The 23,416-nt window shown below is 42.1% G+C and carries 23 protein-coding genes; 18 read left to right on the forward strand and 5 right to left on the reverse strand.

What is annotated here, in order from left to right:
- Window positions 1–176: 176 nt before the first annotated feature.
- Both KHB02_RS29730 and KHB02_RS03955 read right to left on the reverse strand, forming a co-directional pair.
- Window positions 177–707: a UGSC family (seleno)protein gene (locus KHB02_RS29730; RefSeq protein ID WP_273701394.1), complete on the reverse strand. Its 531-nt coding sequence runs from the start codon at window positions 705–707 to the stop codon at window positions 177–179.
- Window positions 708–776: 69 nt separating this feature from the next.
- Window positions 777–1,814, reverse strand: coding sequence for a hypothetical protein (locus KHB02_RS03955; RefSeq protein ID WP_213139892.1), 1,038 nt, complete (start codon window positions 1,812–1,814; stop codon window positions 777–779).
- A 243-nt stretch (window positions 1,815–2,057) separates the two neighbouring features.
- Between KHB02_RS03955 and KHB02_RS03960 the strand changes: the two genes are divergently transcribed.
- Window positions 2,058–2,795, forward strand: a complete 738-nt coding sequence (locus KHB02_RS03960) for a TerC family protein (RefSeq protein WP_241113704.1) — start codon at window positions 2,058–2,060, stop codon at window positions 2,793–2,795.
- A gap of 129 nt (window positions 2,796–2,924) precedes the next feature.
- Here the strand turns inward: KHB02_RS03960 and KHB02_RS03965 are convergent, their stop codons facing one another.
- Complete coding sequence (locus KHB02_RS03965) at window positions 2,925–3,704, reverse strand: alpha/beta fold hydrolase (RefSeq protein WP_213139893.1); 780 nt, start codon at window positions 3,702–3,704, stop codon at window positions 2,925–2,927.
- Between the two features lie 329 nt (window positions 3,705–4,033).
- Between KHB02_RS03965 and KHB02_RS03970 the strand changes: the two genes are divergently transcribed.
- The 6 genes from KHB02_RS03970 (at window position 4,034) to KHB02_RS03995 (ending at window position 11,670) form a co-directional block, all read left to right on the forward strand.
- Window positions 4,034–4,381 (forward strand): globin domain-containing protein, encoded by a 348-nt coding sequence (locus tag KHB02_RS03970; RefSeq protein ID WP_213139894.1) that lies wholly within the window; start codon window positions 4,034–4,036, stop codon window positions 4,379–4,381.
- 133 nt (window positions 4,382–4,514) lie between these two features.
- Complete coding sequence (locus tag KHB02_RS03975; protein ID WP_213139895.1) at window positions 4,515–5,936, forward strand: amidase; 1,422 nt, start codon at window positions 4,515–4,517, stop codon at window positions 5,934–5,936.
- A gap of 138 nt (window positions 5,937–6,074) precedes the next feature.
- The gene (locus KHB02_RS03980; protein WP_213139896.1) at window positions 6,075–7,802 is read left to right on the forward strand and encodes a CocE/NonD family hydrolase; all 1,728 of its coding nucleotides are present in this window, start codon (window positions 6,075–6,077) and stop codon (window positions 7,800–7,802) included.
- Window positions 7,803–7,891: 89 nt separating this feature from the next.
- A complete protein-coding gene (locus KHB02_RS03985; RefSeq protein ID WP_213139897.1) occupies window positions 7,892–8,938 on the forward strand; it encodes a zinc-dependent alcohol dehydrogenase in 1,047 nt (348 codons plus the stop codon).
- Window positions 8,935–9,912: an NAD(P)H-quinone oxidoreductase gene (locus KHB02_RS03990; protein WP_213139898.1), complete on the forward strand. Its 978-nt coding sequence runs from the start codon at window positions 8,935–8,937 to the stop codon at window positions 9,910–9,912. The genes KHB02_RS03985 and KHB02_RS03990 overlap by 4 nt, the downstream gene beginning before the upstream one ends.
- 15 nt (window positions 9,913–9,927) lie before the next feature.
- On the forward strand, window positions 9,928–11,670 hold the full coding sequence (locus KHB02_RS03995; RefSeq protein WP_213139899.1) for an acetolactate synthase catalytic subunit: 1,743 nt from the start codon (window positions 9,928–9,930) through the stop codon (window positions 11,668–11,670).
- Between the two features lie 111 nt (window positions 11,671–11,781).
- Here KHB02_RS03995 and KHB02_RS04000 read toward each other — a convergent pair whose 3' ends face one another.
- Window positions 11,782–12,579 carry an HAD family hydrolase gene (locus tag KHB02_RS04000; RefSeq protein WP_213139900.1) on the reverse strand — a complete coding sequence of 266 codons (798 nt, stop codon included), beginning with the start codon at window positions 12,577–12,579 and terminating at the stop codon, window positions 11,782–11,784.
- Window positions 12,580–12,722: 143 nt separating this feature from the next.
- Here KHB02_RS04000 and KHB02_RS04005 point away from each other — a divergent pair, with 143 nt between their 5' ends.
- The 5 genes from KHB02_RS04005 to KHB02_RS04025 all read left to right on the forward strand — a co-directional run bounded on the left by KHB02_RS04005 (window position 12,723) and on the right by KHB02_RS04025 (window position 16,573).
- Window positions 12,723–13,919 carry a CaiB/BaiF CoA transferase family protein gene (locus KHB02_RS04005; RefSeq protein ID WP_213139901.1) on the forward strand — a complete coding sequence of 399 codons (1,197 nt, stop codon included), beginning with the start codon at window positions 12,723–12,725 and terminating at the stop codon, window positions 13,917–13,919.
- Window positions 13,920–14,051: 132 nt separating this feature from the next.
- Entirely contained in the window at window positions 14,052–14,300 is a 249-nt protein-coding gene (locus KHB02_RS04010; protein ID WP_213139902.1) for a hypothetical protein, read from the forward strand.
- Window positions 14,301–14,315: 15 nt separating this feature from the next.
- Window positions 14,316–14,636: a carboxymuconolactone decarboxylase family protein gene (locus tag KHB02_RS04015; RefSeq protein WP_241113705.1), complete on the forward strand. Its 321-nt coding sequence runs from the start codon at window positions 14,316–14,318 to the stop codon at window positions 14,634–14,636.
- A 16-nt stretch (window positions 14,637–14,652) separates the two neighbouring features.
- Window positions 14,653–15,597, forward strand: a complete 945-nt coding sequence (locus KHB02_RS04020; protein WP_213139903.1) for a phosphotriesterase family protein — start codon at window positions 14,653–14,655, stop codon at window positions 15,595–15,597.
- A gap of 40 nt (window positions 15,598–15,637) precedes the next feature.
- Entirely contained in the window at window positions 15,638–16,573 is a 936-nt protein-coding gene (locus KHB02_RS04025; protein WP_213139904.1) for an aldo/keto reductase, read from the forward strand.
- Window positions 16,574–16,631: 58 nt separating this feature from the next.
- Here the strand turns inward: KHB02_RS04025 and KHB02_RS04030 are convergent, their stop codons facing one another.
- Complete coding sequence (locus tag KHB02_RS04030; RefSeq protein WP_213139905.1) at window positions 16,632–17,624, reverse strand: NADPH:quinone oxidoreductase family protein; 993 nt, start codon at window positions 17,622–17,624, stop codon at window positions 16,632–16,634.
- A 192-nt stretch (window positions 17,625–17,816) separates the two neighbouring features.
- On the opposite strand from KHB02_RS04030, the gene KHB02_RS04035 reads away from it, so the two are divergent.
- The 6 genes from KHB02_RS04035 to KHB02_RS04060 all read left to right on the forward strand — a co-directional run bounded on the left by KHB02_RS04035 (window position 17,817) and on the right by KHB02_RS04060 (window position 23,411).
- Complete coding sequence (locus KHB02_RS04035) at window positions 17,817–18,683, forward strand: LPXTG cell wall anchor domain-containing protein (RefSeq protein ID WP_241113706.1); 867 nt, start codon at window positions 17,817–17,819, stop codon at window positions 18,681–18,683.
- Window positions 18,684–18,740: 57 nt separating this feature from the next.
- Complete coding sequence (locus KHB02_RS04040; protein ID WP_213139907.1) at window positions 18,741–19,400, forward strand: class D sortase; 660 nt, start codon at window positions 18,741–18,743, stop codon at window positions 19,398–19,400.
- 108 nt (window positions 19,401–19,508) lie between these two features.
- On the forward strand, window positions 19,509–20,069 hold the full coding sequence (locus KHB02_RS04045; protein WP_213139908.1) for a class I SAM-dependent methyltransferase: 561 nt from the start codon (window positions 19,509–19,511) through the stop codon (window positions 20,067–20,069).
- 27 nt (window positions 20,070–20,096) lie between these two features.
- Entirely contained in the window at window positions 20,097–21,413 is a 1,317-nt protein-coding gene (locus KHB02_RS04050; RefSeq protein WP_213139909.1) for an MFS transporter, read from the forward strand.
- A gap of 160 nt (window positions 21,414–21,573) precedes the next feature.
- Window positions 21,574–22,044, forward strand: a complete 471-nt coding sequence (locus KHB02_RS04055; RefSeq protein WP_213139910.1) for an SRPBCC family protein — start codon at window positions 21,574–21,576, stop codon at window positions 22,042–22,044.
- Window positions 22,045–22,223: 179 nt separating this feature from the next.
- Window positions 22,224–23,411, forward strand: a complete 1,188-nt coding sequence (locus KHB02_RS04060) for an amidohydrolase (protein WP_213139911.1) — start codon at window positions 22,224–22,226, stop codon at window positions 23,409–23,411.
- Window positions 23,412–23,416 lie beyond the last annotated feature (5 nt).

The following is a 23,416-nucleotide window of genomic DNA, read 5'->3' on the forward strand; positions in this document are numbered from 1 at the left end:
GAAGTGGTCTTATAAAGAGTTCATAATACCAAAGTATCTAGAAATCAAGAGTGGAAGTGGACTTATAAAATGATTTATTTATAGAAAGGTAATAAGTTATAAGTCGGTTTCTTATTTGGTACCTAATTTAAATAACCTGCCGAGACGGACGAACCCATCTTAGCAGGTTATTCTCTTTATAAACTTCTTAATAGGATCTCTTCAACGTCGCCAACAATCTTCTCTACCCACTTATGAAGAACCTCTTTTTCCGTCGCCGCAATTGGATGAGGAATGGTTACAAAAGGGTAATCAGGAATCCCATGGGCAACGGCCATGGCTCTACTTGACGAAATAAAAGGTTCAGTACTAAGAACAACTGTCGGGATGCCGTGTTTTTCCATAATAATCCCATCGAGCAAACTGCCCGAGCTGCAGGACCCTCAATCCCCGACCCCGGAGATGATAAAGTCACATTTCTCGGCAAGCATACTAGCCTCTGCATCGGTGAGACCATGTGAAAAAGATAATTTTTTATGGTGGATGACATCCTTCAGATTATATTTTTGCTGAAGACGTTCCGCCAGAAAATGAATGACGGTGTCTGAATTCTTCTTTCCGTTATCGACTAACCCGATGACACTGCCTTCCAAAGATTTCTCTCTTTTCGCCATTCGCAATTCTTTTAAACTAGGACCAGAGGTAGGATTAAACACAATTAAACTCAAATCGCAGCCATCCTTTCTATTGAAAAGTAATTATGAAAACCAATCACCGATTGGTTAAGAGCACTCGTGTCAGGTGAATCCTGTTGCGGCTTTAATCGACTTTGTGACGGCTTTAGACTGTTTGTAGCTAAACCATCCCGGCATACAAGCGGAAAATCTTCCCGCTTCCCCGCCGGCTACCATTAAAAGGATTTGTTCAGGGGAAGGAATAGCGTGTTTAAATTTATATTCATCTCCCTCATCAATGGGCGCATCGATGATTCCGCCATGTTTCATATCACGTATTGACCTTTTTGCATTCTCGTAGAGAAATTGCTGAACACTTTCCTTAGACCAGCCTTCCTTTTGCAGGTGATGGTAATGTTCAGGGCAAAGAACAACCGCCATTTCCGTTTCACTCGCCATATTCATGGTACCTAAAGCACTCATCCGGTCCGACATCGTTCGAAGAATTCCAACGCTGTTAAGGGAACCATGATTTTGAATTTGATTTGGGCCTTCACAGGCAAACACAGTAACTGTACTATCATTTTCTTTAAATCCTCTTTGAACATGAAGAGGTGTCCAATCCGTCTTTTTTTCAGCAAAACAAAAGCTGTATTTGGCTGAGGTGCCAAGAGTCGAGCGGTCGAATTCTGGAGAACCGCCGGCGTTGATCATCAACAAGCGAATTGCCCGTCCAATCGTGGCGTTTGCCCGATTCCCAGGGCCAAAGGCATTAGCACCAGAGTTTAACCCAATTTGCTCGACAATGGGACCATTTACGGCAATCATGATGGCAGCACCATGAGTACTGGCACTTGGTCCGTGCAGTCCAAATTCAGGTTCACAGATGGCTTGTACCGATGCCATGACGACCGGGAAATATCCTGGCAAACAACCTGCCATGACCGCATTTATGGCTACTATTTCAGCTGTAAAAACTCTTCCTCTTTCAGGAATGGCACCAACAATGGTGTCCGGTTCCATATTGACACTTTGCAACATTTCATAGATTCGCTCTTCCGTCGGCGGAACAATTGGCAGACCATCCGTCCAGCCTTTTTGAAAAAAATGCTCAATTGCCGCTAGACCATCCTTCACTTCCATTTTTTCAGCCCGAAGCATATCCAACAACCACCTCTTTCAGTCTTTTATAATGTATTCTGAAAAACTATCAGATATCCTGCTTTTTCTGGGAAAGAAAGGTACAGGAAAAGGGACTTTGTGTACTTTAAATATTTTTAATTCATATATCGCAAAGCAGTTCATAAATTTAGAGAGAAGGAAAGGACGGTCAATTTAAAGTGGACAAACCTTCAATCTGTAGGTAAAAAACAGAGAATTCTAGCTTAAGGTAAAGGAGTAAACATGCTGATGGAATTCCTTCAAGAAATAATCCACAATTATAGTACATTTTTTTCATTAAAGGCTTTTGAATCTGTAGCTTTTGATCATGCCAGCTGGGGCATTATTGGTTCATTGATCATTCTTGAAGGATTATTATCTGCGGACAATGCTTTGGTGTTGGCAGTAATGGTGAAGCATCTGCCAAAGGAACAGAGAAAGAAGGCATTATTTTATGGAATATTCGGCGCCTATTTTTTTCGATTATTGGTCATTGGCATAGGTGTTTCCTTAATTCATATTGCATGGATCAAGATTGTCTGCGGCCACTATTTGCTGTTTATTGTCCTGCAGAACTTATTTTTGAAAAAAGAAGAAGAGGATGAGGTTCGGCCTAAAAGAATGGGCTTCTGGAGGACCGTGTTAACGGTGGAGTTAATGGACATTGCCTTTAGCTTTGATAGCATTGTTGCCGCATTTGGCGTCTCCAATGAAGAATGGGTTTTGTTCCTAGGCGGAATATTAGGGATTTTAATGATGCGGGGAGTCGCTCAGTTATTCCTAAAATTGATTAATAAAGTACCGGAATTTGAAACAACTTCTTTTATATTAATCGCCATAATCGGAGTAAAAATGATTATCTCTTCATTTGGAATTCATTTTGATGAAATCATATTCTTCAGCGTTTTAATCACCACCTTCTTCGGAACCTTTATCGTCCATTTGGTCAGGAAAAACTCTGGAAACGAACCTACTATCTAAGCTTGCGATATAGCAGAGTATTGAATGAAACAGGCTTTGGAAGAAATAAAAATTGGTAGTATTATAAAGAAAGCCCCTTCTTGGTTGAGAGGGGCTTTAAGTATGGAATTAGTAATAATGGGGGGGAGTCTAACTTGCGGTATTAAGTTTATTTAAGAAGTTACGAAGTTCTTTGTTAAAGGCATCTTTTGCCTCAAGCTTGGCAACATGACCAGTATTTCTAAATATAACAAACTCGGAGTGGGCAATTTGCTTATGCATTAAGTACTGTATCCAAACTGGAGTGACAGAATCATATTGTCCGCCGATTATAAGGGTAGGTACAGTTATGTTTGAAAGTAATCTTAAATAATTCACTTTCAAACACGCTTCCGCCGATTGGATATAGAATTCTTTATTTGGTTGATAATATCGGAAAAACTTTTCGAAGTTTTCCTTTGACCAAGAATATAAACAAGTCTTGGCGGCAGTTTCTTTCATACCTTCCAACGATTTATTCTTTACCAGAGCACGACGGTATTTTAAAAATAATTCCCCAAACTGTTTTGGGGCATAATGGAATGTACTTACTAGCAGCAAGGAGCGGCACATTTCTGGTGCCTGACGATAGATTTCCTGTGCCACCATTCCGCCCATTGATAAACCGCAAATGTGTGCGCTTTCAATTCCAAGGCTTTTTAATAATGTGATCACATCGTAGGCAAAGTTATAAATGGATATTTCACCGGGAAAATGATACTCACCATGTCCACGTAAATCCGGAATAATTAAGTCAAACTGATCGGCTAATTCGAATTGATCTGACCAACCTTCCTTCACTTCACCAAGTCCGTGAATGAAAACTAATGGCTCACCGGCACCGAGACGTAAATAAGGAATTTCGGAGCAACTTTTTTGTACCCCACTCAAAGTTCATTCCTCCTAGGGTTTGGATAAAACCTTTATTTCCTATATTATTATGGTGAAAAAATCGATATTGATTAGACTTAATTTAGTATATCATCAAGTTTTATTTTTAACACATATAAATGTAAATTACATATAGGTATTTTTATAAAGGAGATAGGACATAGCTAAACTGTTACAAGCTAAATAAGCAGATTCATTTGATACAAGCAGATCAAGGGATCTTAGCTGTGTGAATCATTATATTGTGATTTATGTCACAGTTTCTCCTTTTGGTTTACACTATAATGGTAGTAGAAATTACTGCTACTATAGTGAAATGAGGTATTGTCATGTCTCAAATATTGGATCAGGAAAAAGTTAACGAGTTCGTGGACCGCTTTTATGATAGGTTGATGAAGGATGATTACTATATCAACATGTTTAAAGAAAGAAACGTGGACATTGAACAGTTAAAGAATCGTCAACGCACATTTATCAATCGACTGGTGTCTGAAGAAACAACTCACGATCATGAGAATCAGGTTAAGGATCGGCATCCCTTTCAAATCGCTCCAGAACGGGCGGAAATGTGGTTTATTAATATGAAGGAAACCATAAATGAAATGGATTGGGATTCTGCCTCAAAAGGGCGTTTAATCGAAAAAGTAGAATTTCTATTGAATAAGATGGTGAAATAAAAGATAAGCGCAAGGAACTAGGTTTCGAGAGTTCCTTGCGCTTTTTTTAAACAAATATTCAGAAAATAATTAAAATTGACGATAAATTCAAGTATAATAGAAAGGAAGACTAACCCAAAAAGGAGTGAATGGCGTGTCCATTACAGATTTCACGGCGATAGAGTTAGGCAAGTTAATCAGACAAAAGGAATTGTCCCCAGTCGAGGTAATAAGAGCCTTTTTAAATCGAATTGAAACACACAATTCCAAATGGAATGCATATGTGACAATCAATGAACAAGCTCTCGAAGAAGCAATCAGAGCTGAGGAATCCGTGATGAAGGGAAAAAACGTTGGCAAGCTTCACGGTATCCCGATTGCCATCAAGGATTTAACCCCCACCAAAGGGATTTTAACTACATATGGATCTCCACTTTTTAAAGATTATGTTCCGGATTATGACCCTATTTTTTTACAAAGAATTAAGGCTGAGGGCGGGATTGTCCTTGGAAAAACAAACACACCGGAATTCGGCCATAAAGGGGTTACAGATAACCCACTGTTTGGGGTGACGAAAAATCCTTGGGATGACAGGTTAACTCCAGGGGGGTCAAGCGGCGGTTCTGCTGCAGCTGTGGCCGCTAAACTTGCACCGTTCGCCGAAGGAAGCGATGGAGGCGGATCCATCCGCATTCCGGCAGCACTGACAGGTATTTTTGGGTTAAAGCCAACCTTTGGTCTGGTTCCTCATGAGGATCGTCTCAATTTATTTGGGTCCGAACATCCGTATTTACATAATGGGCCGATGGCAAGAACTGTGGAAGATGCTGCGTTGCTACTTTCGGTTATGGCCGGCTATGATGTGAATAATCCAAATTCTATTCCGGATTCAGGAGAGGATTTCACGGACCTTGACAGGGATTTGAAGGGCCTAAAGATTGCCTATACCCGTAACTTCGGTCTGTATGAAATTTCGGATGATGTTGCCGAAGTTATCGACAAAGCGGTTGGGCATTATGCTGATCTTGGCTGTGAAGTGGAAGAGATTGACCTTGATCTAGGTTTAAGCTTAAAGGAACTAGCTCGTGCCTTCTCCGGAATGTGGTGCGTGAAATTTGCTGCCAGCTACGGCGAATATTTCGATAACGATCCCGCAAGCTTCTCGGATGGCATGGCCAAAATGATCGCAATCGGTAGAAAGCTTAGTGCGATTGATTATAAAGCGATTGAACTTAAACGAACGATTGTATGGAAAAAAATCCAAGATGTATTAAACAATTATGATTTGTTACTTTCACCTGTTCTGGCAACAACAGCGTTCGAACACCACTTACCAGGTCCGTCCTTGATTAACGGAAAAAGTGTAAACCCTTCCACAGATTGGTTGCTTACACAAATTTATAATTTAACAGGACACCCTGCGGCCTCATTGCCAGTTGGGTTGACAAGCAGCGGGTTGCCTGTCGGTTTGCAGGTGGCAGGAAACAGATTTGCAGATAAACTTGTCTTGCAGGCTTGTCATGCATATGAAAAGGCATTTCAAACTTATTTGGAACCAGTATCGCAAGTAAAGTAGGCTTATGCGCAAATAAAGAGCGCTTATGCGCATGTAAAATGGCATAGCGCAAGTAAAAATGGGTTATCCGCAAGTGAGTGCCCTTTATCCGCAAGTAAACATAGACCAATGCGACCGATTCAAAATGGAGGGATTTTGTTGAGTAAAATCATTCACGAAAAGAATGTCCCAGCTGTTATGAGAGATGGCACCACCTTGTATGCTGAGGTTTTTCGTCCCGATGGAGATGGAAAATATCCCGTTCTGTTACAACGAACCCCTTATAATAAGGAATTTCTTCCCCTGACCACGATGGTATTGGATCCAATCGCTGCCGCCCACAAAGGGTATGTGGTCATCATTCAAGATGTGCGCGGCCGCTTTGAATCAGAGGGAGCTCCTTTTTATATTTATAAAAATGAATATAACGACGGCTACGATTCGGTAGAGTGGGCTGCCTCCTTGCCATACTCGGATGGAAACGTCGGCATGTATGGCCTGTCGTATATGGGCATGACTCAATTCCAGGCTGCCAGCATGCAGCCGCCAAGCTTAAAAGCAATTTTTCCCATCACATGGGGAACCGATGTGTACATGTACCGCGGCGGCGCGCTTGAACTTGGTTTACTAGTCTCTTGGAGTATGTCGACGATTGGCCCGAATGCAGTCGTAAAGGCTAAACAAGGAAAAGCGGACTTTTTAAAGGAGTTTATGACACTTCTCGATTCCATTGACCATATAGAAGAAGCTGCCTATTCGCAATTGCCGATCCGAGACAGTGAATGGCTCAAACTAGGGGAAGGCTATGCCGCGTTCGTTCATGATATTTTGAATCATGATTTAAGAGACGAATACCATCAGGAAATCAGTGTTAGGGAAAAGTCAGATAATATTGAAGTACCTATTTTTGGAATGGCTGGCTGGTATGATCTTTTATTAGGGCAGGATCTCGAGCATTATGAAAAACTAAAAGAAAAGAAGAATACTAAGCTTATGATTGGTCCATGGGCACATGCAGGGTTTGCCTCAATCGTAGGGGATCTCAATTTTGGCATGAGCACATCCAGCCTGCTGCTTGAATTGAAAACGGATTTAACAAGTTTACAACTAAAATGGTTTGACCATTGGTTAAAGGGAATCGAAAACGGTATCACGGAAGAGCCGCCAGTCAAACTATTTGTTATGGGCGAAAATAAATGGCGCAGTGAGCAGGAATGGCCGCTGAAACGAACCGTTTATACACCTTACTATTTCCAAAGTAATGGCAAGGCCAATACGAAAGATGGCGATGGTACTCTATCCGCAACACCGCCGCTGGAGGAAACAAACGATAGTTATGTTTATGACCCGGCCAATCCAGTGCCAACGCTAGGCGGCAACTTGTTAATGCCGGCGAATTATCTTCGCGGACCAATCGACCAGCAGCATTTGGAAGTGCGCGATGATATTTTAGTCTATACGAGTGAGGCTTTAGAGGAAGACATTGAGGTAACTGGCCCGGTAAAAGTGGTCTTATATGCATCAAGCTCCGCGGTAGACACTGACTTTACCGCTAAACTGGTCGATGTCCATCCAGACGGGAAAGCGTTTAACATAGCGGATGGCATTATCCGAGCCAAATACAGAGATAAAAATCAGCCGCCTTCCCTCATCACACCAAATGAAGTGTACCGCTATGAAATCGATTTACTGTCAACCAGTAATTTATTTAAAAAAGGGCACCAGATGAGAGTGGAGATTTCAAGCAGCAATTTCCCGCGCTTTGACCGGAATACGAACACGGGTGAATCTGGAATTGATAGCAGGGAGTTCATTACCGCTTCACAAAAAGTATTTCATAATGAAGAATATCCATCCCATATCTTGCTGCCGGTTATACCTAGGTAGGTTTGTTAATTTGATAGAAACACAGAATATTAGGTGAAAAAGCCCTCAGCTGAGGGTTTTTTCATTAAAAATAACGGGGGATATTCGAAATGGAAAGCGTAGTGTTAAAAGATGGACAGGTTTCCTTAGAGGATATCGCCGTTCCGGAAATAGGAGAATACCAAATATTAGCCAAAGTAAAGCGGGCAGGTATTTGCGGAACAGATTTAAAGCTATATACAGGAAATTATCACCGTGATCCTAAAGCGCCTCCAGTCATTATTGGCCACGAATTTATCGGAGAAGTGGTCGCAGTGGGGGAAAAGGTCACTAAAGCAGTGATCGGGGACCGGATTGTTGCCCATCCTACATACAGCAGCTGTCAAGAATGTACCTACTGCTACAGTGGAGAATTTAATCTGTGCTCTCATCGTAAGCGAATTGGTTTCGATTATGATGGAGTCTTTGCCCAGTTTGTAAAACTTCATGAACAGCAGGTTTATATTGTCCCTGATACGATTTCAGATGATGCGGGTGCGTTAATTGAACCGCTGTCTGTAGCGGTAAGAGGTGTGTATAAGGCTGATATTACACCAACAGATACAGTTTTAATTATTGGACCGGGCACCATCGGACTATTTACGGTACTTGTAGCAAAACAATTTGGGGCAACAGTGTTAGTTTGTGGGACGCAAGCAGATACAGACCGCCTCGAAATCGCTTCGCAAATGGGCGTGGATACCACAGTCATGTCCGGGGATTTGCCAAGTCTATTAAAAAAGAAAAATATGAACATTGATATCGTTTTCGAATGCTCCGGGAATGAAAACGGTGTTAATTTAGGACTTTCCGTCCTGCGTCCAAAAGGACAATTTATCCAGATAGGTACATCCTCGAAACTAACAAATGTATCTTTTATGGACATCGCTTATAAAGAATTAAAAGTGACTGGCAGTATCGCTGCCATAAAAGAGGATTGGCATACAGCCATCAAATTAATGGAAAAATTGCAGACCAAAGTCCTCTTAATTGTAAAAAAATACTTGGAACTTAAGGATTTTAAAGAAGGTTTTGAGGAATGCCTAAACAATGGCGGCCCGAAAGTTTTATTTACCCCCAGAGAAACTGAAAATGAAAGAGAGGCAATGATTAGATGAAAGCTGTTCTAGTAAACGAAAAAAATCATGATCTATATATCGGAGAAGTAAATGACCCGATCCTAAGCGAGGGTGACCTACTTGTAAAAGTGAAAGCAACAGCCATAAATCGGGCGGATTTACTGCAGCGAAAAGGGTTATATCCGCCACCACCTGGTGAATCAACCATTATTGGTTTGGAGATGGCAGGTGTGGTTGAAAAAGTTGGCCATGGTGTATCAGACTGGAAGGAAGGTGACCGGGTTTATGCCCTATTGCCGGGCGGCGGCTATGCAGAGAAGGTGGTCATTCCGGCAGACATGGGGATGAGAATACCGGAAGAGATGACGTTTGAGGAAGCTGCAGCGATTCCGGAGGCCTTTCTGACTGCCTATTTAAACATGGTTGTATTAGGAAATTTAAAAGCGGGAGATCATGTGCTGATTCATGCCGGCGCTAGCGGTGTTGGAACAGCTGCCATCCAGATTGCAAGGGAAATAGGTGCGGTAAGTATCGTGACTGCTGGCTCTGCTGAAAAATTAGACCGCTGTGTATCTCTCGGCGCAAACTATACCGTTAATTATAAGGAAGAAGATTTTTCGGAAAAAGTCCATGAAATCACGAATGGAAAGGGTGTCCAGCTAATCATGGACTTCATCGGTGCTTCCTATTGGGAAGCAAATGTAAAGTCAATTGGGATCGATGGAAGATGGATTTTAATTGGGACCCTGGGCGGACAAGCATTGACCTCAGCGCATTTAGGCCCATTCCTTCAGAAGAGGATCCAATTTATCGGGTCAACACTTAGGTCTAGGACCAAAGCATTTAAAATCGATTTAACCCGTCAGTTTGAAGAATTTTCGAGAGGAAAATTCAGTGCAGGAAAACTGGCTCCGATTATCGATCAAGTTTTTGATTGGAAAGATGTATCTTCAGCTCATCAGTATATGGCGGAAAATCGAAATACCGGAAAGATTGTTTTAAAGGTAGAGTGAGGAGGGGAATTGTAAATGGCCAATGTTACAGAAACACAAAAGGAAACTGAGATTTCAACCAAGGAATTAACTAATGCAGAGAGATTTGCTTTAGCATTAAAACGCCATGGTGTTAAGTTTATTTTTGGGCAAAGTAATCCACAAACGATTATGCTTGCCTGTTCCGATCTTGGAATTAAACAAATCGGATTCAGGCAGGAAAATGCTGGCTCCTATATGGCGCAAGCGTACGCGATGTGTTCTGGCACAGTAGCGGTTGTAGCGGCACAGAATGGACCCGCTGCCACATTGTTGGTTCCTGGGCTGGCAGAATGCCTAAAGGCCTCCCATCCGGTAGTGGCCCTCGTTGATGAGGTGCCGATTTCTGAGGAGGAAAAAAACTCCTTTCAGGAGCTTGATCATGTAAAGCTTTTCTCAGGTGTAGCCAAATGGGTGAAAAAAGTTCCAGCAGAAGCTAGAATCGAAGATTACGTGGACATGGCTTTTACCGCTGCAGCGAGCGGGCGGCCTGGACCTGCCATTTTGCTTATTCCAAAAGATATTTCCTTCGATACGAAGAAAAACCCTTTACAAATAGAAAGAAAGGCTTGCCTGTCTGCTTACCCTTTGGACCGGACTATTGCAGACCCGTCCCGAATCGAAGTGGCTGCTGAACTGCTCGCAAATGCAGAACGTCCATTTATTTATGCAGGCGGAGGTGTCATTTCATCGGGGGCTATCGACGAACTTCGCCAAATTCAAGAAGAATGTTCAATCCCTGTCGCGACAACGACGATGGGAAAAGGCTCAGTTGATGAAGAACATCCGTTAACCATCGGACCGATTGGTTACTACATGGGTAAAGGCGGCGCCACAAAATTCTTGAGGCCAGTGGTTGAAGAGGCCGATGTCATTTTATTGGTGGGAAATCGCACTAACCAAAATGGAACCGATTCTTGGAAACTATTTTCTAAAGATGCACGATTTATTCACATCGATATTGACCCATTGGAAATTGGCCGCAACTATGAATCTTTAAGATTAGCGGGAGATGCAAAATTAACATTAGAAGCATTGAAAAACGCCCTTTTACGCAAGAATCTCGAAAAAAGAGATAAACAGCGTCCTAGTCTGGTAGAAGCAATTGCCAAAGCAAGAAAAGCTCATACCGAGGAAGCAGAAAAAATCCAAAACATAGACCATTCGCCGATTAGAGTGGAAAGATTTTTAGCCGAACTTGAAAAACAATTAACAGATGATCATATTATTGTGGCGGATGCAAGCTTCTCGTCTGTTTGGCTGGCCAATTATATCAAGGCAAAAGGAAGTCGAAAATTTATTTTTCCACGGGGAATTGCAGGTCTTGGCTGGGGGCTTCCGATGGCAATGGGTGCAAAGGTAGCACAACCAAATCAAAAGGTCTTTTGTTTATCAGGAGATGGCGGCTTTGCTCATGTTTGGAGTGAACTGGAAACATGTAAACGGCACGGAATAGATGTGGTGCTTGCCGTCATAAACAATGAAGTTCTGGCCTATCAAAAATGGGCTGAGCAGGCCCGCTGGGGAAGAAATACATCTGCTTGTGACCTGACTGCCGTTGACCATGCCAAAGTGGCGGAAGCATGCGGCGTAAAAGGTATTAGAGTGAGTTCTCCAGAAAAAATCGAAGAAACTTTGAAGGAGGCCTTTGCAACAGAAGGATCAGTGGTTATTGATTTAAAAGCAGATCCTGCTTCTTTTCCGCCTCTTCCTTTTTTGAGCGTATTAAATAATATTTAACTAACAAATAATTCGTCCTAATTTAAAGTTTTGATCAAGAAATTAAGGAGGGGCGTGAAAGACACGCCCCGAATTTGTTTAGTTTTTGAATGATGCCTTAGTCAAGAAATGCTAGATATTTAATAAGTTCCGAACCGCATAGGCAAATCCATCTTCATCATTTGACTTAGAGACGATATCCGCTTCCTGCTGAACATATAGGGGGGCATTGGCCATTGCGACGGAAGTAGTTGCTGCTTTAAATTGGGAGATATCATTCCCACCGTCACCAAACGCAAAAATTTCATCAAACTGGATATTCATTAATTGTTGGTATCGTCGCAGTGCTTCTCCTTTATTTGCCTCAATAGAGGTAATTTCGACTACGTGAACGTAAGAAGAGGCCATGGAGACTGCAAATTTCCCCTCGATTGCTTGTTTGACTTGGTCAATTTTTTCAAGTTGGTTCCCGGGTGCGACGACCATAATCTTGTAAATTTTAATATCATCCTTATCTAGAATTTGATCGTAATCATAATGATGGAAAATCTTCACGATTTCTTCAGGATCTTTTTCTTGAAGCGCTGGATATCGACATGGAAAACCACCTTTATTGGTATAGACCATAATCCACATTCCAATTTCTTTTAAAATTTGCATCAGCTCTTTATAGATGGAAACCGATAAAGATGCTTCGTATAGGACATCTCTTGTTTCAGAGTATAGAACAGTCCCATTAATAGTAAAAATGGGAGCTGCTATTTTTTGCACATGCTCATATTTAATCACATCATCAAAAGCTCGGCCTGTGTTAAAAATAATCTGATGTCCCTGTTCCCGTAATTCCTTTAGTACCTTGAAACTTTCATCTGATATTTCATGTTTTGAGTTTAATAACGTTCCATCCAGATCAATCGAAAAACATTTCATTTGATATTTCCTCTCTTTTTTTATGGTTACTATGTTCAATATACCATTTATATAAAACAATTTTTAAAAAAGCAAACATATAAGTGTTGGAAAGTCGCTATTCCCACATTTTATAAAAAAATATAAAAAGAGAGGTGACCGGTATGTCAATTCTATCTGGCATTCGGGTTTTAGATTTTACTCATTACATTTCGGGACCTTACGGCAGTCAAATCCTTAGTGACCACGGTGCTGAAGTAATCAAAATAGAACGGATTGAGGGGGAAGTAGGAAGAATGGCTGGTCCTTTCCATGAGGATACAAGCCTGTATTTCGCTGCCCAGAACCGAAATAAACGAGGACTTTCTATCAATTTAAAATCCGAAGAAGGCAGAGAAATCATTCATAGGCTTGTAGAAACAGCGGACCTTCTCATTACGAATTATGGTGCTGGGGTGCCTGAGCGTTTAGGAATAGACTATCAAACTATTTCGGAAATTAACCCCAAAATAAGCATGGTCCATATTACAGGTTTTGGCTTAACAGGGCCTTATCGAGAATATGGAGCATACGATGGAACCATTCAAGCTATGAGTGGATTAGCAGGGCTTACCGGACATTTAGACGGACCTCCTACCAACGTCGGTTTTTATATTGCCGATCATCTTTCCGGTTTACAAGCGGCTATGGGTGCGATGCTGGCATTATTGCACAAAGAACGAACCGGGAGAGGAAAATATGTTGATGTAAGCATGCTTGATGGAATGATATCCTTGCTTGGTTACCATTTTTCTGAAGTTATGTTAAAGGGAATAGAGCCTCGGCGAATCGGCAATCGTGACCCTCTTGCCTTTTGTAATACGTATCCGACAAAGGATGGTTATATATTTATTGCACCCGCTGCTCAGCATATGTGGGAAAAGCTTTGCAGAATCATAGGTAAAAATGAATGGCTGAATAGCGATTCTCCCTTTAATAGCAAGGAGGGACGAATGGAGAATCGGGATGTATTGGAAAAGATGGTTTCAGAGTGGACCATCCAGTATACAAAAGAGGAAGTTTTTCAGCTTCTTCAAAACGCTGGAATTGCGTGCGGCCCGGTTAACACATTAATGGACATCATTAACAATCCGCAAATAAAGGATAGGAATATGGTTCGAAAAATGAATATGGGTGAACAAGGGGACGCAGTATTTGTTACTGGAGTTCCTATTAAAATCAATGATACCAATGCTCAGAATTTTTCACCTCCACCAGAAATAGGCGAACATTCCGTTGAAATATTGGCGGAATTAGGTTATTCCATGGAGGAAATAGAAAGATATTTGACGCTTAGAGTTGTTAGCACTTCTGAAGAATAGATTGCTAGAATACAATTTGTCGACTAGTGAAAAGTTTAAGAACACTATTAACAAACCAGGAAATACCCTGGCTTTGCAATTATTGTCTGAAAATTATAAACTATCAATAAAGTGGAAATAGAAAGTTGGTAGATGATGGAACGTATTGAATTGATAGAGTATGACCAGGCAAGTCCCGAAGTCAAGGAGTCTTTAGATTTCATTCAGGATGCGTCCGGGGGACACGTAATGAATGTTTTCAAGGTGCTGGCCAATCAGCCTAAGGTATTGGAAGGAGTTTCGGATCTTATCTTTGGTGTGTACCGGTCCGGTGAGGTAGATATTCAGCTGACTGAACTTGCTTATCTTTATACCTCCACATTATACAAGTGTCATTACTGAGTACCGACCCATATTATGCTCGGTCGGGGCATTGGACTATCTAAAGATAAAGTGGATCACCTCCGTCACTGGAGGGAAAGTACTGTTTATACCGATATAGAATGGCTTGTACTTGAATATACGGAGAGGCTGGCTACTGAGGTTCGAATTGAGGATGAATTATATGACAGACTCAGAGAACACTTTACCCCAAGGCAAATACTCGTCCTTTGTACTACTGTTGGGGTAGCAGGGATGATCAATCGGATTCATGGTACCTTCAAAACGGAATTAGAAGAATTCACTTCATCAAGACCAAGAGTACAAGAGAGTTTGGATAAATTGCTAGAAAAATAAAGAAGGAGACTAGGCTATGACATTAGTAAATACTGTAACTGGACCAGTTGAGTCTTCTGAACTTGGGGTTACGCTGATTCATGAACATATGCGTGTCCGCTCAGAAGCTGTCTTTGTACAATTTCCCCATTTATATGACGAGGAAAAGGAATTTGCCAAAGCGGTAGAGCAGGTAAATAAAGTGAAGGAACTTGGTGTTAAAACCATTTGTGACCCAACGGTGATGGAACTTGGCCGGGATATCCGCTTTATTGAGAGAGTGGCCCGTGAAACGGGTGTGCAAATTATCGCTGCTACTGGTATTTATTCTTACCATTACATCCCGCCTCACTTCCAAAATCGCAGCATTGACTATATGGCGGAATTATTTGTCAGAGACATCGAGGTCGGCATTCAAAACACATCCATCAAGGCTGGCTTTTTAAAATGTGCCACCGATGCACAAGGGGTTACCAGGGATGTTGAAAAAGTGATCCGTGCTGCAGCGCGGGCCCATAAAATGACCGGTGTACCGATTATGACTCATTCCCACCCGGCGAGCGGAACGGGCCTAAAACAGCTTGATATTTTACAAGAAGAGGGTGTGGATCCAAAACGGGTATTAATTGGGCATACTGGGGATACCGACAATCAGGAGTACATCCTACAGGTACTGGAGCGGGGACCATTTATTGGCATGGATCGATACGGAATAACTAGAGTATGTTCAAACGAATCCCGAAACGATACCGTGATTGCGTTGGCCAAACTAGGGTATGCAGACCGCATGTTCCTATCACAGGATTATTGCTGTTCCTATGATTGGTATCCCGATGGAACATCTGCAAAAACATTTCCGAAGTGGAGCATGAGTTTTGTGTTAGAAGAAGTGATTCCAGAATTGAAGAAAAACGGTGTAACGGAAGAGCAGGTTACCAATATGATGGTTGATAACGCTCGCCGTTGGTTTGAGGGAAATTAGGAAACTTGCAAAATAGTATAAACAAGGAGATGAATGGTACATGGTTAAGCAAATTCGAATTGGAAAGACAGATTTATATGTGAATCCTATTGGTTTAGGTACCAATGCGGTTGGCGGACATAATCTATTTCCCAACCTGGATGAGGAAGCAGGAAGGGATTTAGTACGGGTAGGATTGGAACAGGGAATTAACTTTTTGGATACTGCGTTTATCTATGGTCCAAAGCGTTCTGAAGAAATCGTCGGGGAAGTGGTCAAGGAAAGGGGAAATCGTTCAGAGATTGTGATTGCCACAAAAGCCGCCCATAAATTTGTTGGGGGTGAAGTGACGCTCGATAATTCCCCAAGCTTTTTAAAGCGGGCAGTAGAGGAGAGCCTAACGCGCCTGCAAACGGATTACATAGATTTATTTTATATTCATTTCCCTGATCAAGATACACCTAAGGATGAAGCGGTCGGGGCCTTGAAGCAGCTAAAAGATGAGGGGAAGATCAGGGCGATTGGGGTCTCTAATTTTTCCCTCGAGCAGTTAAAGGAAGCGAATAAAGACGGCTATGTCGACGTCTATCAAGGGGGCTATAACTTATTAAGCAGAGAAGCAGAGAAAGAATTATTCCCATACACGATTGAACATGATATTTCTTTTGTTCCTTTCTACCCGCTTGCCTCCGGGTTTTTGACGGGAAAATATAATATTAATACAGTGATTAGTGAAAAGAATCAAAAACGGCCGCAATTCCAGAAAGAAGTGTATGAGCAAAACTTAGCTAAAATTGAGAAGGTAAGGGAAATTGCCGATGCAAAAGGGGCAGAGGTTGCTCATGTGGTACTTGCCTGGTATTTAACACGTGAAGGAATCGATGTGATTATTCCAGGTGCCAAAAATGCAGACCAAGTGCTTCATAATTTAAAAACGCTAGATGTGGAGCTTTCACCACAAGAGATTCAAAGCATTGACCAGATATTCCAATTATAAATCAGAAAAAGGACCCTTTGGAAACTTAATTCCGATGGGTCCTTCAATTTTTAAAAGCTTAAATTCTTACTACGAATCTCCCTTTTGCCTGTCCTTTCAAAATGATAGGCAGGGTTTCAGGCAGGTCGTCTAGCGAAATTTCAACTGCAATGGAATCCAATAGCGTGGACGGCTTTAAGTCTGTGGCCATTCGATCCCACAGCTTTTTGCGTACTTCCATTGGGCAATAGACCGAATCGATCCCCAGCAGGTTTACACCACGCAGAATAAAAGGAAAGACGCTAGTCGGAACGTTTCCTCCTCCAGTTAATCCACTTACAGCTACTGATCCACCATAATGAATTTTACTTAAAATTGCTGCAAGGGATTCGCCGCCGACCGGATCAACCGCACCAGCCCAAAGTTGTTTATCCAATGCCTTATTTTTTCCATTATAAACCTCATCCCTTGAGATAACTTCAGCCGCCCCCAGCTTATGTAAAAAATCATGCTCTGTAGCTTTACCAGTGCTCGCAACAACCTCATATCCCCGTTTGGCCAGCATCGATACAGCGATACTTCCGACACCGCCGGTTGCTCCAGTTACCAAAACCTTTCCCTTTGCAGGGGTAACACCGTTTTCTTCTAACCTTTGTACAGAAAGGGCAGCAGTAAATCCAGCAGTTCCTAGAACCATCGCTTCTTTCAGCGAAAGATTCTCCGGAAGCGGAACAACCCAATCGCCAGGAATCCGTGCATATTCACTGAAGCCTCCATAATGGGATACCCCAATCTCATAGCTTGTCGCGATAACTTTATCACCTTCTTGGAAGCGTGGGTCCTGAGACGAGACAACAACTCCCGCTAAATCAATACCTGGGATAAACGGATATGACCTGACTATTTTGCCATCTGCGATGCTGGCGAGTCCATCCTTATAATTTATGCTGGAATAAGCAACCTTAATTAGTACTTCCGCTTCAGGAAGGATGTCAAAAGAAACTTCTTTAACCTCAACTGAAAAATCGGTCTCCGTCTTATCAACCACTAATGCTTTAAACAATTCACTCAAATTTTTTCCCCTCCCACTTTTTTACTATTGAAGCCATTTTACAAGGAAAAGCCTTTTTTGTAAAACAAATTCAGATTTATCAAAAAATTAATTAAAAAGAAATAGGAAAAAGGAAGCGTACTTATTGAGGAAAATGTTGAATAGTATAGAACTGCATTCAACTTGTTTTTAAATTAGGAAAGAGGTGGCGCATTGCAGACGATTAGCCTAAAAAGGATGTTGTTAATGGCATCCATGTATGTACTAATTTTCCTACTAATCATTCCCGCTTCTTATGTTGCCGCAAACGGTCAAGGGAATGGAAATGAAAACGGGAACAATAACGGGGGACAACAGGAAGGGAATAACGGCAATCCTAATAACGGGAACTTGGGCGACCAGGATCAAAAGGGTAATAAGAGTACAGAGATTCATTTTCATTTAAAAAATGACTGTAAGGAAAACGTAGTAGAGGTTTATGTCCTTTGGAAAGGCGTTTGGACTAAGATGGAAGCACCAGGGAATTCCCCGAATTTTAAATTAAAAGATAATGCTGAATACGTAACGGATGATATCACTGCCTTCAAGCTGATTATAAAGGACAGGGAACCGGTTATCATTCCTGTAAGCGACGTAAGAGTCGGTGTCGAAGCAAACGGTACCATCAATTATTGGCAGGAAAAATGTTATCCTCCACCACCACCGCCTCCGCCAGGTGACGATGACGATGATCATGGCAATCCAGGGGATAATCCGGGAGATAAGCCAGGCGACAATCCGGGAGATAAGCCAGGCGACAATCCGGGAGATAAGCCGGGAGACAATCCAGGAGATAAACCAGGAAATTCAGAAAATCCAAATCAACCAGGGCCAAATCCGGGAGGTACGGATAATAATACCCCGCCTCCACAAAATCAAGGAAATCAGAATCCTCCGGCACAAGAAACTATAAAACAAACCACAACAACTGGGGTTCTTCCAAAAACAGGAGAGTCAAGCCCATTTGGCTATTATTTACTCGGACTACTCGTTACCGCTTCCGGTGTGTATTTATTAAGACGGAAAAAGCTAAACAACTAGAATCATAGCTTTGAGGGAGATTAATATCTCTCTCAATTTTTTTATTGAGGTGTATATATGAAAAAGTTAACTGCTGTCCTTTTAATTCTTTTAGGCATTATGATTATGTTTTATCCAAAAATTACAGAGGTTTTTCATAACCATGAACAAAATTTACTGTTAAAGAAATGGGATGAAAAAAAACAAGGAAACAAAACCTCTCTGGAAAATAATTATCAACGTCTAAATAAGGCATTTGATGAAAGCCTGGAAAAGGAGCCTATTCCTGAGCGTGGAACAATTCAGGAGCCTGCCCTGATAAATAAAAATTTCGAAATGGACGGCATGACCGGTATTATAAAAATACCAAAGATAGACCTAACTCTGCCCATATTAGAAGGGGCAAGTCAAGCCAATTTAAAAATTGGTGCTAGCCATTTGGATGGTACGGCCCTTCCCGGTGAAATCGGTAACGCCGCCATTGCAGCCCATCGCAGCCGATCGTATGGAAGAATGTTTAACCGCTTGAATGAACTAAAGCCTGGCGATGAAATTGTGGTGGAGGACAAAAAACAAGCCTATACCTACGATATTTACAATGTTTTAATTGTGGAACCTGATGATTTATCTGTTTTAAATCCCAATGGTCAAGACCGGATCTTGACATTGATCACCTGCGACCCTATCACCACAGGAACTCACCGTCTAATTATCCACTCCAAATTAAAAGGGGACTGATTCTTTTTTGTGCTATTCAGGCCTCATTTTTCATTTTGCCCCCTTTTTAGTGGGCTTTTTGTATGGTAGAATTTAGGCATTTATACAAGATGGATGTGGTGTAATAAAATGGATATGAAATCTAAATGGAACGCCAAATACAAAGATCGCCTGAATGAGTTAAAGGAGCCTGATCCCAATCCCAGATTGAAAGATCTTTCAGTACATCTTCACGGCGGGAATGCCCTTGACCTTGCCTGCGGTCTAGGTGGAAACAGTATTTTTCTTGCCCAATTAAACTATCATGTAGAGGCTCTTGATATATCAGAGATTGCCATCAACTTTCTTCAGGAACAAGCTGTTAAACAGCAACTTAATATTAATCCGCGAGTCTGTGATTTAACGGATGTCACGCAGCTTAAGATGGCGCTCAGTGCAACAGACCTTATTGTGATTACCTACTACCTAGACCGATCCCTCTTTCCGTTTGTCAAAAGCATGGTAAAAAGGAACGGATTTTTCTTTATGGAAACCTATTTTCAGTCACCCAAGACAGCATACCAAACGATATCCAATCAATATAAATTGAAGCCAACAGAGCTTTTAAACGAATTCAGTGAATGGAAAGTGCACTTTTTTGAAGAGAACGACCAAGAAGGACGGCAAACGGTATTTTGTCAAAAGGTTTAGCTATTTAAAAAATATAAGGGAGGTGAAATGGTGATTGACCCAAAAGTTGACGATAACGCCAAAGTTTTAGAAATTCCAGTGGGTGGAATACATCTTTACATCGATTCGCCTGAAAGGCAAAAAAGGTTATATAAGCGGACTTTGGGGGTAGCGGTCATTTCCCAGATGCTCGGTGGGGCAGGACTTGCTGCTGGTGTAACGGTTGGGGCACTGCTAGCCAAAAATATGCTGGGAACCGACCGGTTTGCCGGACTGCCAGTTGCATTGTTGACTCTTGGTTCCGCAGGTGCAGCACTTCTGATAGGAAGACTGTCGCAGCGATACGGCCGCCGTTTTGGACTGGCAGCGGGTTTTTTGGCCGGGGGGATCGGCGCGATTGGAGTGGTGACGGCAGCTGTCATCAATTCTATTATTCTGCTGTTTGCATCACTATTAATCTATGGTGCCGGAACCGCAGCTAACCTGCAAACACGTTATGCAGGTACCGATCTCGCTAGTCCTTCACAGCGGGCAACCGCGATTAGTATCACCATGTTAGCGACGACTTTCGGAGCTGTTGCCGGGCCGAACCTTATTGATGTAATGGGCAGGTTCGCTTTGTCAGTGGGCGTCCCTGCTTTGGCTGGGCCGTTTATTTTAGGGGCAGCTGCGTTCATTCTGGCCGGTTCCGTGTTGTTGTTGTTCCTGCACCCAGATCCTCTCAAGATTGCGAAGCTATTGTCGGAAGTTAATAGCAGCAATGGAGATTCTTCTTCAAAACTACCCATCGGTGCATCACTCAAGAAGAAGCGCGAACTCGTAGTCGGTGCTGCCCTGATGGTCCTAACACAGTTAGTGATGGTTGCCATCATGACCATGACACCTGTCCATATGAGAAACCATGGACATGATCTGAGTGATATCGGATTAATTATCAGTATTCATATTGGCGCCATGTACCTTCCATCTCTGGGGACCGGAATACTTGCTGATAAAATTGGCCGTACGGCAATGTCCATTGTTGCAGGTGCTACTTTGCTTACGGCAGGTGTCCTTGCTGCTTTTGCACCGTCTGATTCAATGCTCGTCCTTATGATTGCACTTGCACTTCTAGGGCTTGGCTGGAACTTCGGGTTGATTAGCGGTACGGCGCTTATTGTCGATGCAACGGATGTGTCCACGCGCGCTAAGACACAGGGGACCTTAGATGTTTTGGTTGCTCTTGCCGGTGCTTCTGGCGGGGTTCTTTCTGGGATGGTAGTTGCGCAGACAAGTTACACGATACTTTCACTAGTAGGGGGGATTCTATCTTTGCTGCTTATCCCTGTTGTCATTTGGTCCAGGAGTAAACAACCGAATGAATAGCATAAAAGTTCCAGGCCAATATTGGCTTGGAATTTTTTCGTGTATGGAAAATTTTCATGAATAGCCCAGACACCACAATACTTCTTTAACATGACCGGTAACCAATGAATACAATGATTGACATAGAGTTCTAATACTGATGCCCAATGGGGGGATAACGTTGAAGATTGAGTACAATCATGCCTTTGGTTTGCCAAGAAATTTAGTATGGAAGTGGATGAAAGATGAAACGGTTCTAAAAAACTCGATTCCAAACTGCAAGTCGTTTGTTGAAACTTCAAGTGGTGTCTACCGAGGCGAAATTGATATCCGGATTGGTCCAATCAACGATGTATTTGCGATCGACATAAGACGTATAGAAGAGAAAAACCCATCATTTTATCGCCTGAAAATAAACGGAACTAGCAAACTTGGAAATATTCAGGCGCAGTCTGATTTATTTCTAAGAGATTGGCAAGGGGCTTGCAAATTAACTATTAAAGCTGATGTTGTGATAACAGGGACTATGGAAGTGACTCCTGATCGGTTACTAAATGGAGCAGCAATCAAGGTAATCGAAAACCTATTCCAAAACCTGGAGAAGGAAATTAAAAAGGCTGTCTATCAGTCCAGAAAGAAATTTCGTACTTGAGACCTAAAGCTGGATGTTTTCTTAATTGAAATGATATAAAGTGGAAGAAAAAGGTTTCTTAGATTCAGAAAATACTCTTATATTGACCGTTATTAGAATATTCTATATTTTTGTTGTATTTCAGTGTACTTTTTCTCTAAAATTATCTTGAATAAAAGAATTTTAGGGAGGCTTAATTTATGGTCGAGAAAACGCTGGATCTTCAGAAATTAGTTGAAGCTGTTGAAAAAGAGGTTGTGGAGTGGCGCAGGCATCTCCATGAAAATCCTGAACTTTCATTTCAAGAGGTAGAAACATCCAAGTACGTATTTGAGAAGCTGGAGTCCTTTGGCAATATTGAGTTATCCCGTCCAACGCCAACAAGCGTGTTAGGTAGGATTATCGGCGCAAAGCCTGGTAAAGTTGTTGCTTTACGTGCTGACATGGACGCGCTTCCAATTCAAGAAGAAACCGGGCTGCCATTTGCCTCCAAAAATGACGGTGTGATGCACGCCTGCGGTCATGATGGACATACTGCCATGCTTTTAGGAGCTGCAAAAGTTCTGTCCCAATTAAAGGATGAAATAGAAGGGGAAATCCGCTTTTTCTTCCAGCATGCGGAGGAATTGTTCCCTGGCGGCGCATCGGAAATGGTGAAGGCCGGCGTTACAGAAGGAATTGATGGGGTCATCGGCGTTCACCTTGGTTCGCAAATTCCTTCAGGGATCTTTACCGTTTGTTATGGACCAGTCACTGCAGCGACTGATGCATTTGATATTGATATTCAAGGCAAGGGCGGACATGGTTCTGCACCAAATGCAACGATTGATCCAATAGCTATCGGTGTTCAAATTATTAACGGAATCAACCAAATCATTTCACGAAAAGTGGATGCAGCCCAGCGCGCTGTCATTTCTGTTACCAAATTCAATGGCGGAACAGCCAATAATATTATTCCTGATCGCGTAAGCCTTGGCGGTACTGTCCGTACGTTTGATCGTGAAGTACGTAAACAAATTCCTGTCTGGATTGAAAAAATTGCAAAAGGGATCACTGAAGCCCATGACGCTTCCTATGAACTAAACTATATGCTGGGATACGCACCTGTCATAAATGAAGAAAATATCACCAAATTGGTGGAGCAAACCATTGTGGAAACATTCGGAGAAAGCAAACGAGTCATTGCAAATGGAATCATGGGAGGGGAAGATTTCTCGGCATTTTCAGCGGAAGCACCGGGATGTTTTGTTTTCCTAGGTGCTGGAAGCGAGAACCCTGCCGAAAATTATCCGCATCATCATCCAAAATTTGATGTGAAGGAAGAGTCTTTAATAAAAGGTGTCAATTATTTCGTCCGCTCGGCCCTCAAATTCTTAGGTGAAAAATAAAAGTA

The sequence above is a fragment of the Neobacillus citreus genome, assembly GCF_018343545.2.
GTDB classification, from domain to species: Bacteria; Bacillota; Bacilli; order Bacillales; family Cytobacillaceae; genus Neobacillus; species Neobacillus citreus.